Origin of the sequence: Lentzea sp. JNUCC 0626, from assembly GCF_043632865.1 — a bacterium.
Classification (GTDB): Bacteria; Actinomycetota; Actinomycetes; order Mycobacteriales; family Pseudonocardiaceae; genus Lentzea.
In genome coordinates, this window is record NZ_CP171635.1 from 9,563,733 (window position 1) to 9,576,679 (window position 12,947).

At 69.4% G+C, this 12,947-nt stretch carries 9 protein-coding genes; 5 read left to right on the top strand and 4 right to left on the bottom strand.

Annotated elements, in window-relative coordinates:
- Nucleotides 1-2,706, bottom strand: a complete 2,706-nt coding sequence (locus tag JNUCC0626_RS45010; protein ID WP_394616718.1) for a hypothetical protein — start codon at nt 2,704-2,706, stop codon at nt 1-3.
- A gap of 2 nt (nt 2,707-2,708) precedes the next feature.
- Nucleotides 2,709-4,463 carry an HSP90 family protein gene (locus JNUCC0626_RS45015; RefSeq protein WP_394616719.1) on the bottom strand — a complete coding sequence of 585 codons (1,755 nt, stop codon included), beginning with the start codon at nt 4,461-4,463 and terminating at the stop codon, nt 2,709-2,711.
- Nucleotides 4,464-4,595: 132 nt separating this feature from the next.
- On the opposite strand from JNUCC0626_RS45015, the gene pheS reads away from it, so the two are divergent.
- The 3 genes from pheS to JNUCC0626_RS45030 all read left to right on the top strand — a co-directional run bounded on the left by pheS (nt 4,596) and on the right by JNUCC0626_RS45030 (nt 9,125).
- Nucleotides 4,596-5,663: a phenylalanine--tRNA ligase subunit alpha gene (gene pheS, locus JNUCC0626_RS45020; protein ID WP_394616720.1), complete on the top strand. Its 1,068-nt coding sequence runs from the start codon at nt 4,596-4,598 to the stop codon at nt 5,661-5,663.
- Nucleotides 5,664-5,667: 4 nt separating this feature from the next.
- Nucleotides 5,668-8,145 carry a phenylalanine--tRNA ligase subunit beta gene (pheT, locus tag JNUCC0626_RS45025; protein ID WP_394616721.1) on the top strand — a complete coding sequence of 826 codons (2,478 nt, stop codon included), beginning with the start codon at nt 5,668-5,670 and terminating at the stop codon, nt 8,143-8,145.
- A gap of 482 nt (nt 8,146-8,627) precedes the next feature.
- Nucleotides 8,628-9,125 (top strand): hypothetical protein, encoded by a 498-nt coding sequence (locus tag JNUCC0626_RS45030; protein ID WP_394616722.1) that lies wholly within the window; start codon nt 8,628-8,630, stop codon nt 9,123-9,125.
- On the opposite strand, the gene JNUCC0626_RS45035 is transcribed toward JNUCC0626_RS45030, so the two are convergent.
- Together JNUCC0626_RS45035 and JNUCC0626_RS45040 are read right to left on the bottom strand one after the other, a co-directional pair.
- The gene (locus JNUCC0626_RS45035) at nt 9,094-9,657 is read right to left on the bottom strand and encodes a GNAT family N-acetyltransferase (RefSeq protein WP_394616723.1); all 564 of its coding nucleotides are present in this window, start codon (nt 9,655-9,657) and stop codon (nt 9,094-9,096) included. The two genes, JNUCC0626_RS45030 and JNUCC0626_RS45035, sit on opposite strands and share 32 nt — an antisense overlap.
- Nucleotides 9,658-9,668: 11 nt before the next feature.
- Complete coding sequence (locus JNUCC0626_RS45040; RefSeq protein ID WP_394616724.1) at nt 9,669-10,337, bottom strand: DNA alkylation repair protein; 669 nt, start codon at nt 10,335-10,337, stop codon at nt 9,669-9,671.
- Nucleotides 10,338-10,483: 146 nt separating this feature from the next.
- Between JNUCC0626_RS45040 and JNUCC0626_RS45045 the strand changes: the two genes are divergently transcribed.
- Entirely contained in the window at nt 10,484-11,470 is a 987-nt protein-coding gene (locus tag JNUCC0626_RS45045) for a hypothetical protein (RefSeq protein WP_394616725.1), read from the top strand.
- Between the two features lie 59 nt (nt 11,471-11,529).
- Nucleotides 11,530-12,945, top strand: a complete 1,416-nt coding sequence (gene sthA, locus JNUCC0626_RS45050; RefSeq protein WP_394616726.1) for a Si-specific NAD(P)(+) transhydrogenase — start codon at nt 11,530-11,532, stop codon at nt 12,943-12,945.
- Nucleotides 12,946-12,947 lie beyond the last annotated feature (2 nt).

The window sequence follows — 12,947 nt, forward strand, 5'->3', positions numbered from 1 at the left end:
CTAAGAGTCCAACCGAGCAGTCAGTTCACGCACGAGGGGATCGGTGCCAGACGGCTTGTTCTGGCGCCGCATCGCCTCCGACAGCACCGAGAGCACGTTCCCGGCCTGGTCGTCGTCGGGCAGCAGCGACGCGGCCCGACGTGCTTCGACCTCGGCGCCCTCGGCGTCGTCCGACCGCAGCAGCATGCTCGCCGCCTTCAGCACGACGAACACCCGCCATCCCTTGTCTCCCAACGACACCACCAGCGCCTCGGCGTCGCGGTACTGCTTCATCGCGAGCGCGAACTCGCCGGCCTGGCCGTGCACCCACGCCCGGATGGCGGCGATCTCGGCCTTGCGCCGGGTGATCTCCTGCTGGTCCTCGACCTCGACCAGCAACGCCTCGGCCTCGTTCAGCGCCGCCCGCGTCTCGGTGATCTCGTCCTCCGGCAGGTTCGAGGCCAGCTCGACCAACGACCCGATCGCCTCGAAGAGGTTGCCCTCCTGGTGCCACAACGCGGCGCCGGCACGCCACGAAGCCGTTGCCTCGTCGTGCTTGCCGAGCCTGCTCTGCACCGAGGCGAGCGCGTCGAGCAGGAACGCCCGCCGCCCGATCTCGTCGGCCGGCAGCAGTTCGGCGGCCTCGCGCAGGTGCCGTTCGGCAGCGGGCAACTCACCGAGCTGGCGGCACACCTGGCCGAGCCGGAACACGACCTGCAGGCGCAGGTCCTCCTGACCGGGCTGGAGCAGCCGCAGCGACTCCTCCAGCACCTCGGCGGCCTCGACGAACCGGTTCGTCTGCACGTACCCGGCGCTCAGCGTGAAGCAGAACGCCGCCGTGTGGCCGTCGGTGAGGTGCACGCGGGAGACCGCCACCGCGTCGCGCAGTTCGGCGAGGTGCGCGGACTCCTGGTCCAGCTCCTGGATGGCGCCGACCTGGTGCCAGAGTGCTTCGGCGCCGATGGGCAGCGGGAACGCCGCCACGAACGCCTTCGCCGTCGCCATGGCCTCGTCGGTCTTGCGCAGCACGGTCTCCAGGCGCAGCCGCACGCGGAAGGCGTTGAACCGCGCGCTCGGCGCCATCTCGCCGGCCATGATCGCCACGATGTCCTCGTAGGCGCTCTCGATGTCCTGGTTGCGGGCCTTGTGCTCCGCGGCCTCGATGGCGACCTGGGCCCGCAGCACCGGAACGTCCAAAGAGGACGCGAGTGCGATCATCGCGGTGGCCTTGTCGTGCTCGTGCGCGTCGTCGAAGATCTCGGCGAGCGACAGGGCGGCGACGATGCGCGTGTGGTCGGACTCGGCCTCGGCGAGGCACCTCTCGGCGATCTCCCGGCCGTCCTCCAGCTGCTCCGCGATGCGGGCCTGGTGGCGCAGCGCGAGGTCCTTGGGCAGTCCGGTCAGCAGCTCGTCGAACTTCGCCCGGTCGAACGGGGCGAGCCCGGTCGTCATCCGCCGGACGCCCGCGTGCGCCGCGAGATCGAGTGGCAGCAACGAGTCCATGTCCTCGGGCAACGACGCGAGCATCCGGCTCGCCTGCACGAACTCGCCCCGGCCGAACAGCTCGACCATCGCCTCGGCGATCTCCACCGGGTCGCCGGAGACGACCTCCTCCTCGACGGGCGCGACCGGCTGGGCGGTCGGCACGGCGAGTTCGACGGCCGGGTAGTCCTCGCGCGCCAGCGTCCTGGTGAGTTCGTCGAGCCACCTGGTCGTGCCGTTGCGCTCGTCGAACTGCTTCGCGAGCTGGGTCGCCCGCTTCGTCAGCCGGTCGAGCAGTTCGGCGGCCGTGCGGGTGCCGACACCCGGCACGTCGAACGAGGTGTCCGCGGGAAGTCGTTTCAGCAGCACGGAAGCGCTGCTGCAGAACGACATCTCGTCGGACGGCAGCTGCACCGCCGTCACCTTGTGCAGTGCCCGGCGCAGGATCTCCTCGCCGCGCGCGAGGTTGCCCGTGAGCGCGCAGAACCGGATGTGCCCGTGGACGTACGAGGTGATCTCGTCGTCCTTGATCAACCGGTACGCCGTGGTGTGCGCGTGCGCGGCCCGGTCCAGGTCGCCGGTCTTCAGCAACGGCCACATCAGCGCCGACAGGATGCCCTGCGGCTGCGTGGAACAGCCGGTGTCGACCGTCAGGCCCTCGAAGCCGTGCGCGATGGCCTCTTCGTGCCGGCCCAGCCGCGAGAGCATCGAGACCTGGCCCTCGGTGACGCACGACGCGCAGTCCGACATCGGCCCGCTCTCCGCGGCGAGGTAGCGCCCGAGGTGCTCGGCGAGCCCCGCCTCATCACCGACGTGCTGCGCGTACTTGGCCCGCGCGCCGTGCACCGGCTGCACCGAGAACCCGCGGCTGCCATAGCGTTCCGTGAGCTGCGCCAGCACCGACTGGACCTGCTCCAGCGAGAACTTCGGGTCCCGCATCAGCCCGGAGAAGATCCACTTGTGCGCCCAGCTCAGCCGGTGGATCTCGTAGTCGTTGAACGCCTCGGGGTCCTTCTGCTCGACCGCGAGCAGCCACGCGAACGGTGCCAGCATCAGGTCGTAGCGCGCCAGGTGGTAGCCGGAGTCGATCTGCGCGATCCGGCACGACACCCCGAGCGGCACGTGCCCGAGCGAGTCGGCCATTCGCGCGGCCCGTTCCAGCGCCTCGTGCTTGGGCATGCCCGTGGGCATGTTGTACGCGTCGAGGAACGCTCTTTCCGCGTCCTCAGCGGTGAAGTCGGACATGGTCACTTACCCCCAACAGCGCGGTCCAGCAGTTCCAGGAACGAGCGGTTCAACGCCGCCGTGTCCTTCGGTCGCATCGCCCGCCGAGCCTGCAGAACGGCGTGCACGTACAGAGATTCGAGCGTCAGCTCCACCAGAGCCGGTTCGGTCAGCCGCGCGAGCCGCTGCACGAGCGGGTTGCGCGAGTTGAGCACCAGCTGTTCCGCGCGGCCGGAGGCGGTCCCGGCGGTGAGCTGGCCGAGCAGCTCCGCCCACAGCGGGTCCGTCACCTCCTCGGCCGTCTGCTCGGTGTCGAGCTTGCGCTGCTGCTCGGCGTTGCTGATCAGCAACGCGGGCAACGACACCGGGTCGAAGTCGCGGATCACCGCGTCGCAGTCGTGCCGGTCGAGCGCGCCCGCGCCCTCGGACAGCCGCTGCCGCAACGCCTTCTCGACCTCCGGCTCCGGATCGGCCAGCGCCGCCAGCAGTTCCGACGGGGCCACCCGGCGCGCGACGGACGGGCCGTCGAGCGCGCTCAGCCGGTTCAGCAGCTCCAGGTCGTAGGCGTATCCCGCGTTCACCAGGCCGAGGCCCTGCGCGCCCGCGACCGGTGCGAGCTGGTGGAACTCGTCGACGTCGGGGATGTAGAGGATCGACCCGTGCTTGCGCTTGAACTGCCGCAACGGCATCGCGCCGTCCGTCGTCTCGAACGGCAGCCAGCGCTCGACCAGCCGCAGCATCTCGTCGTCGGAGCGGGCCAGCGACTTGATGCCCAGGTGGTGCGCCGCCAGCAGCTCACCCGCGCGGCGCGGCTCGATCGCGTCCAGCCGGATCAGCCAGTCGCGGATCTGCTCGCCGAGCTCCTCGCGCACCGCCAGCAGCATCTCGTCCTGGTACAGCGACTCGCGCGACGCCGTCGGCCGGATCGCGGACGCGTCGACCACGCACCGCACGAAGTACGCCCAGTCCGGCAGCAGGCCCTCGACGTTGTCGCCGACCAGCATCCGCTTCAGGTACACCCGGTGCGTCTGGCGCGTGCCGGGGTGCACCCCGGACGGCAGCACGAACGCGACACCGGTCAGCCCCGCCGCCTCGACCTCGATCGGGATCGCCTCGAACGGCGTGAACCCCAGCACCTGCTCGCAGTAGGACGTCAGGTCCGCGTCCTCGTCATCCCACGGGCGTTCGCCGCGGGTGACCTTCTCGCCGTCCAACGTCACGACCGCCGGCAGCAGATCGCCGTAGTCGGTCACCAGCGGCCGCACGACGTCCGCCTCGAGCCAGTGGTCGTTGCCGCGCGACGCCGTCAGCGTCACCGTGGTGCCGACGGGCACGTCACCGTCCACAACGGACACGGTGTAGTTGCCCGAGGCGTCGGCCTCCCAGCGCACGGCCGGGCCACCGTCGCGGGCCGACCGGGTGATCACCGTCACGGTGGAGGCGACCAGGAAGCACGACAGCATGCCCACGCCGAACTGGCCGAGGAACCCCTCGCGGGCGAACCCCAGGTCGTCCCGCTTCGACGTGCGCCCGAGCGTGGACAACAGGTCGTGGACCTCGGTCTCGGTCAGGCCGATGCCGGTGTCGGTGATCGTCAGCGTGGAGCCGCAGGTGATCGTGACCTCGGACGGGCAGGACGGGTCGAGCTCACGCCTCGCCGTGATCGCGTCGACGGCGTTCTGCAGCAGTTCCCGCACGTAGACGCGCGGACTGCTGTACAGGTGGTGGCTGAGCAGGTCGATGATGCCGCGCAGGTCGACGCGGAAGGTGTGCGACATGATGCGCCCATCCTAGGGACGACGAGGGCAGTGATGCCGCTCTTTAACGGAAGCACCGCGAGCGGTCAACTCGGCACCGACTAGGATCGGTCTGTTCATTACCAAGTCCGTGACGGGAGCTGTCCTACAACCATGTCCGGAGCCAACGACCCGTACGACCCGAAGCAGGTCGCGGCGCTGTCGGCCGAGAACCTCGACGCGGCCGTGCAGAAGGCGCGCGAGGCGTTCAAGGGCGCGGCCGACCTGGAGGCGCTCGCCTCGGTCAAGCCGGGCCACCTCGGTGACCGGTCGCCCGTCCTGCTGGCCCGCCGCGAGATCGGTGCCCTGCCCCCCAAGGCCAAGGCCGAGGCCGGCAAGCGGGTGAACGAGGCGCAGTCCGCGATCAAGGTGGCGTTCGACGAGCGCTTCGCCGTGCTCCAGGTCGAACGCGACGAGCGGGTGCTGCGCGAGGAGTCCGTCGACGTCACGCTGCCGTGGGACCGCTTCCCGCGCGGCGCGCGCCACCCGATCACCACGCTCGCCGAGCGCATCGGTGACGTCTTCGTGGCCATGGGCTACGAGATCGCCGAAGGCCCCGAGCTCGAGACCGAGTGGTTCAACTTCGACGCGTTGAACTTCGGCAAGGACCACCCGGCGCGCTCGATGCAGGACACGTTCTACATCGCGCCCGGCGACTCGCAGCTCGTGCTGCGCACGCACACCTCGCCCGTGCAGGCCCGCACGCTGCTCGACCGCGACCTGCCGGTCTACGTCGTCTGCCCCGGTCGGACGTTCCGCACGGACGAGCTCGACGCGACGCACACCCCGGTGTTCCACCAGGTCGAGGGCCTCGCGGTCGACAAGGGCCTGACGATGGGCCACCTCAAGGGCACGCTCGACGCGTTCGCGCGCTCGATGTTCGGCGAGGACTCGAAGACCCGCCTGCGCCCGAGCTTCTTCCCCTTCACCGAGCCGTCGGCCGAGGTCGACGTGTGGTTCCCGGAGAAGAAGGGCGGCGCGGGCTGGGTCGAGTGGGGCGGCTGCGGCATGGTCAACCCCAACGTCCTGCGCGCCACCGGCGTCGACCCGGACGTCTACTCGGGCTTCGCGTTCGGCATGGGCCTGGAGCGCACGCTGCAGTTCCGCAACGGCCTGCCGGACATGCGCGACATGGTCGAGGGCGACGTCCGCTTCACCCAGCCATTCGGAACGGAGGCCTGATCCGGTGCGAGTCCCGGTCAGCTGGCTGGTCGAACACCTCGGTTTCGACGAAGTCCCCACGCCCGACGAGCTCTCCGAGGCGTTCACGCGCATCGGCATCGAGGTCGAGGAGGTGAGCCCGCTCGGTCCCGTGACCGGCCCGATCGTCGCCGGTCGCGTCGTCGAGATCGAGGAGCTCACCGAGTTCAAGAAGCCGATCCGCTACTGCAAGGTCGAGGTCGGCCCCGAGCAGGTCAACCAGATCATCTGCGGTGCCACGAACTTCGTCGAGGGCGACTCGGTCGTCGTCGCGCTGCCCGGCGCCGTGCTGCCCGGCGGGTTCTCGATCGCCGAGCGCAAGACGTACGGCCGCGTGTCGCAGGGCATGCTCTGCGCCGCCGACGAACTCGGCATCGGTGACGACCACTCGGGCATCCTCGTGCTGCCCACCGGCACCGCGCAGCCCGGCGACGACGCGCTCGAACTGCTCGGCCTGAACGACACGGTCATCGAGCTCGCGCCGACGCCCGACCGCGGCTACGCGTTCTCGGTGCGCGGCCTCGCCCGGGAGATCGCCTGCGCGCTGGAGGTCCCGTTCGGCGACCCCGGCCTCGCGGAGGTCCCGGAGCCCGAGGGCGAGGCGTGGCCGGTCCACATCGAGGACCGCGACGGCTGCTCGCGCTTCGTCGCGCGCCGCGTCACCGGGGTCGACCCGACGGCGCCGACGCCGTGGTGGATGCGCCGCCGCCTGATGCTCGCGGGCATGCGCTCGATCTCGCTGCCGGTCGACGTCACGAACTACGTGATGCTCGAACTGGGGCAGCCGCTGCACGCCTTCGACGCCGCGTCGCTGTCCGGCACGTTGACGGTCCGCCGCGCGCTGGTGGGCGAGAAGCTCACGACGCTCGACGACTCGGTGCGCGCGCTCGACGTCGACGACATCGTCATCGCCGACGACTCGGGCGTCATCTCGCTGGCCGGTGTCATGGGCGGTGCCTCGACGGAGGTCCAGGACACCTCCTCGGACATCCTGCTCGAGGCCGCGAACTGGGACCCGGCGTCCATCGCGCGCACGGTCCGCCGGCACAAGCTGCCGTCCGAGGCCGCGAAGCGCTTCGAGCGGACCGTCGACCCGGCTCTCGCGCCCGTCGCGCTGGAGCGGGCCGCGAAGCTGCTCAACCACTACGCCGAGGGCTCGATCAAGCCGGGCCGCACCGACGTGGGCGTGCCCGCGCTGCCCGAGCCGGTGTCGATGCCGATCGACCTGCCCGACCGCATCGCCGGCGTTCGCTATGCCCGTGGCGTGACGGCTCGCCGCCTCGGCCAGATCGGCTGCCAGGTCTCCGTGACCACCTCGGAGGAGGGCCAGACGATCGTCACGGCCGTGCCGCCGACGTGGCGCGCGGACCTCGTGCAGCCCGCCGACCTGGTGGAGGAGGTGCTGCGGCTGGAGGGGTACGACACGATCCCGTCCGTGCTGCCGCCCGCACCCGCCGGTCGTGGTCTGACCGAGCAGCAGCGCCGTCGCCGTACGGTGTGGCGCACGCTGGCCGAGGACGGGTTCGTCGAGGTCAAGCCGTTCCCGTTCATCGACCCGTCGGTGTTCGACGCGTTCGGGCTCGCCGCCGACGACATCCGCCGCAACACCGTGGGCGTGCTCAACCCGCTCGAGGCGGACAAGAACGTGCTGGCCACGACCCTGCTGCCGGGCCTGCTGGAGACGCTCCAGCGCAACCTGGCCCGGGGTGCTCGTGACGTGGCGCTCTACAACGTCGCCCAGGTGACGTTGCCGCGCGCGCAGCAGGTTCCCGTGCCGTCGCTGGGCGTGGACCGTCGCCCGACCGAGGCGGAGGTGGCCTCGCTGCTGGCCGCGCTGCCGCAGCAGCCGCTGCACGTCGCGGGTGTGCTCACCGGCCACCGCGAGCGTGCGGGCTGGTGGGGCAAGGGCCGGATCGCCGACTGGTCGGACGCCGTCGAGGCCACCCGCCGCGCCGGTGCCGCGTACGGCGTGACGTTGCGCGTCGTGGCGTCGGACCTGCTCCCCTGGCACCCCGGCCGCTGCGCCGAACTCCGCGTGGGCGACTGGCCCGTCGGCCACGCCGGCGAGCTGCACCCGAAGGTCGTCGAGGCGCTGGGCCTGCCCAAGCGCACCGTGGCGTTCGAACTCGACCTCGACGCGCTGCCGCTCGACGACCACCGCCCGGCCCCGATGGTCTCGGCCTACCCGCCGGTCCTGCTGGACGTGGCCCTGGTCGTGGACGACTCGGTGCCGGTGCAGTCGGTGTCCGAGGTGCTCGGCGCGTCCGCGGGCGACCTGCTCGAAGACCTCCGCCTGTTCGACGTCTACACGGGCGAGCAGCTGGGCGAGGGCAAGAAGTCGCTGGCGTACTCGCTGCGCTTCCGCGCGCCGGACCGCACGCTGACGGTGGAGGAGGCGACCACGGCCCGTGACGCCGCCGTCGCCGCCGCCGGCGAACGTCTGGGTGCGGCTCTGCGCGCCTGACGAACACACCGAGTGAGGCCCGGGATCCCCGCGTTGGGGTCCCGGGCCTCACTCGTCTCGGCCCCGGGGTCCCGGTGCCGGAGGTCGTCAAGGGGAGCCGGTGTCAGGTGCCTTTTTGTACGCAGTATTGTGGCAACAGGCACAGTCCGGCGTTGCGTTCAGCCGGGCCACGCGAGTCACACGCAGATAAATTGCCCATGAAAGTTCGCTCGATCGGCTGAGTCCCGTTCACCGGGATTTGGGATCAAACCAGCAGGTGGTAGCCCTGCGTAGCTGTCAAGGTGCCAAAGGTCCTTCATTACAAGGGGAAATCGGCGCCCGTCGGACGCTTGCGCAGTACGTGAAGCTTCTCCAAGATTGGCGACGCGGCCCGCTAGGGCCGAGGGGCGAAGCGATGAACCACCGGGCGAGTTGGTCGCCGGTCCGGTGGGGAGCTAGAGGCGAACCCACCGCCTGGAGCAACAACTCTGGAGAGTTGCGCCATGCGTAGTCTGGGTCCGCGCCTTGAGGTCGCCGTGTCGTTGACGATCCTCATGGTCGGCGCGGCTGTCGTGGCGGCCATGCACCTGACGTGGCCCGCACAGCAGCTGCCGGCGATGGCGTACTCCGTGAGCAGCGGCGAGTCGGGGATGCAGCAGCTCAAGCCGTTCGAGATCAACGACATCTCCGGCGCGGCCGTCGAACTCACGCCCGGTGCGGTGGGGGAGCGCAAGGTCCGGCTGTCGAACCCCAACCCCGTCGGCATCATCGTCGAGAGCCTGTCCGCGGTGCCCGGTCAGCCGCTGGACGCCACCCAGCAGCGCGTCGAGGGCTGCCCGGCCGGGGTGCTGACCGTCGTGCCGCTCACCGACATCGTGGAGATCCCCGCCGGAGGAGCGGTCGAGGTCACCATGAAGGTCGAGGTCGCGAAGGACGTGCCCGCCGAGTGCGCCGAGCTGGTCTTCCCGCTCACCTACTCCGGTCGCGCGAAGCACGGCTAGCCAGCGCTTCCCGCGCCGCCGGCCACTCGTCGGCGACCATCGAGTAGACGACCGTGTCCCGTTGCGTTCCATCAGGCCGTGTGACGTGCGCGCGCAGCACGCCGTCCCGTTGGGCACCCAGCTTCTCGATCGCTCGTTGCGAGCGAACGTTCGCACCGTCCGTGTACCAGGCCACGCGCAGTGCGCCGCGCACGTCGAACGCCTCGGACAGCAGCAGTAGCTTCGCCTCGGGGCTGATGGACGTGCCGTGCCAGGCGCTGCCGACGATCGTGTAGCCGATCACGAGACGACGGTTTTCCGAGGAAACCTCGTAGAACGACGTCGTGCCCACGACACGGCCTGTGGAGACCTCGATTTGCGCGAACGCTTCACGCGAAGAGATCGCGGTTTCAATCCACGCACGCATGTCGTCGACAGAAGAAGGCTGCGGACTCAGCAACCAAGTCCAGATGTCAGGATCGCGAGTGACCTCGAACAATTCCGGAGCGTGTTCGAGTGACAACGGAACGAGACTGACATGTTTCCCCTTCATGTGTACTGACCCTAAAGGTGTTTCAGAGCCTCACGCCGTGACAACGGCGACAACCCTGGTCGCGCCTCCACGAACGCGCGCACCCAGCCCGGTTCCGTCTTGGCGAACTCGCGCAACGCCCACCCGATCCCCTTGCGCAGGAAGAAGTCCGGATCGTCGGCGTTGGCATCGACGCACTCGGTCAGCAATTCCACGTCAGTCGCGCCTTTGAACCCGAGCTGACAGATCACCGACGTGCGCCGCCGCCACTTGTCCTCGTCGACGGACCACCGAAGCATCAACGGCCGCACGACGTCCGGATCGCTGCGCAGCAGCGGCCCCACACGCTTGGACGCGATCTCGTCCACGTAGTCCCACCACGCACCGGTCACGATCATCTCGTCGAACCACGGCAGCAGGTCGACGGACTGGAAACGCTTGTCCCCGCTCAACGTGAGCGCGACGTACCGTTCCTCGCGATAGGTGGCCTCACGCCACAACGTCTGCACGGCGTCGAGCCACTCGTCCCGGTCGGGCAACTGCGGCAACGACTTCAGCAGGGCGACGCGTCCCGGTTTCTGCACACCCAGGAACGGCATGTCGGACTTCATGTACGCCTGCATCTCCGGCGCCTTCACCGGATCCGCGAGCTCCTCGAGTCCCGCTCGAACCGCTTCGATCAAGGAAACCTTAAGGGTCACGTCCAAACGGTATAGGCATAAGGAGTAAGCCAGTTGAGATTTATGGCCCCATGAGTACCGAAAGTGCTAACGAACCCGCAAAACATCACTTGACCGGGGGCTTCTGTGAACAAAACGGGTGCCACACCCATATACAGTTCGCGTTCATGCGCGTGCTCATGGTCGTGGCGGCGCTCGTGCTCGGCAGCATGGGTGCTACCAAAGCGGACACGGTGGATTACCTGGACCTGCCGCTGGTGAACGGAAACGGAGAGCAGCGGGGTGGCGTGCACCCCGATCTGCCGACCGACCGCGCCTCGATCGAGCACGCCCTCGCCTCGTACCGCGCGCGTGGTCTCTCGCCCGTCCGCTTCAAGGCCCTGCTGTGGCACTACTGGGTGATCCGCGCGGCCGAGGACGCCGGCGTGAACCTGGCCGACTGGGATCCGCAGCGGTCCGCCGAGTCCAACCGCGCGGTGATCTTCGCCGTCTACGACTTCTACGCGCGCCTCTACCTCACGCACCCGGACACGTTGCGCTGGATGGGGTTCGCGAACATCGGCGCGCCCGCGTTCGCCGCCGGCATGCTCGACCTGGGCTCGATCCCGGAGCTGCGCTGGTTCGCCACGATGCTGATGTCCATGCAGAAGCACATCTTCATGGACCTCGGCGCGATGCACGCCGCCTACCTGCACGGCGGGATCGAGGCCGTCCAGGAGATGCGCGACGCGGGCATCATCGACGCGGACACCACCAAGGCGTGGGAGGACCCGGCGCGGGCGGTCATGGCGTTCTCCTCGCGCGAGCAGAACCTCGTGATCCCCGACCAGTTCGACCGCATGCGGGGCCGGTTACTCCCGCCCGGCGAGATGGTCACGTACGCGATCACGGTCGCCGGACCGATGCCCGTGCCGGGAGGCAGGACCCCCTCGCAGTACCGGCCGCTGTTCGGCGGTCCGTTGCCCGCCTTCAACTACGCCGATCGCGTCGCGCGCTGGGACTTCCTGAGCAAGGACACGATCCCCGCCTACGAGCGGCTCACCCGCGAGGCCGTGCACAAGATCGTGCAGCGGCCGTTCGCCGACCGGGTCGCCGACTACCGGGCCGCGGCCAGGCTGCTCGACCTGCTGCCGTTCCGCAGCGGTGTCCGATAGCGGTCACTGTTCATTTCGTTCAGGCGTGGATTCGCTTTCGCCGACGTAGGCTGTCGACCATGACGTCGTACGACTACGACCTGATCGTCATCGGCTCTGGTCCTGGCGGCCAGAAGGCGGCGATCGCGGGTGCGAAACTGGGCAAGCGCGTGGCGATCATCGACAAGCAGGACATGATCGGCGGCGTCTGCACCAACACGGGCACGATCCCGTCGAAGACGCTGCGCGAGGCCGTCATGTTCCTGACGGGCATGAGCCAGCGCGAGTTGTACGGCGCCAGCTACCGCGTCAAGCAGGACATCACGATCACCGACCTGATGGCCCGCACGCAGCACGTCATCGGCCGCGAGGTCCAGGTCGTCCGCGCGCAGCTGCACCGCAACGGCGTCGACCTGCTCAACGGGTTCGGCCGGTTCATCGACGACCACACCATCGCCGTCGACGGCGCCCACCGCGGCGACCACACGACGATCACCGGTGAGTACGTCGTGATCGCGACCGGCACGACGCCCGCGCGTCCGTCCGGGGTGGACTTCGACGAGGAGCGCATCCTCGACTCCGACGAGGTCTTCGCGCTCACCGAGATCCCGTCGTCGCTGGTCGTGGTCGGCGCGGGCGTGATCGGCATCGAGTACGCGTCGATGTTCGCCGCGCTCGGCACCCGCGTCACGGTCGTCGAACAGCGCGAGCGGATGCTCGACTTCTGCGACCCCGAGATCGTCGAGTCGCTCAAGTTCCACCTGCGCGACCAGGCCGTCACGTTCCGCTTCGGCGAGAAGGTCGTGAACGTCCAGGTGTCCGACGGTGGCACGGTCACCACGCTCGCGTCCGGCAAGCGCATCCCGGCCGCTGCCGTCATGTACTCGGCGGGCCGCCAGGGCACCACCGAGAAGCTCGACCTCGCCGCCGCCGGACTCGAGTCCGACAACCGCGGCCGCCTGTCCGTCGACGAGCACTACCGCACGCCGGTCGAGCACATCTACGCCGTCGGTGACGTCATCGGCTTCCCGGCGCTCGCCGCCACCTCGATGGACCAGGGCAGGCTCGCGGCCTACCACGCGTTCGGCGAGCCGGTGCACGACCTGACGGCGTTGCAGCCCATCGGCATCTACACGATCCCGGAGATCTCGTACTGCGGCGCTACGGAGACCGAGCTGACCTCGTCCTCGATTCCTTACGAGGTGGGCATCTCCCGCTACCGCGAACTCGCGCGCGGCCAGATCGTCGGCGACGCGTACGGCATGCTGAAGCTGCTGGTGTCCACTGTGGACCGCAAGATCCTGGGTGTGCACGTCTTCGGCACCGGCGCCACGGACCTCGTGCACATCGGCCAGGCCGTGATGGGCTGCGGCGGCACGGTCGACTACCTGGTCGACACGGTCTTCAACTACCCGACGCTGTCCGAGGCGTACAAGATCGCGGCGCTCGACGCCACGAACAAGATCCGTGCGTTGGAGCGCTTCACGACCCGCTGATC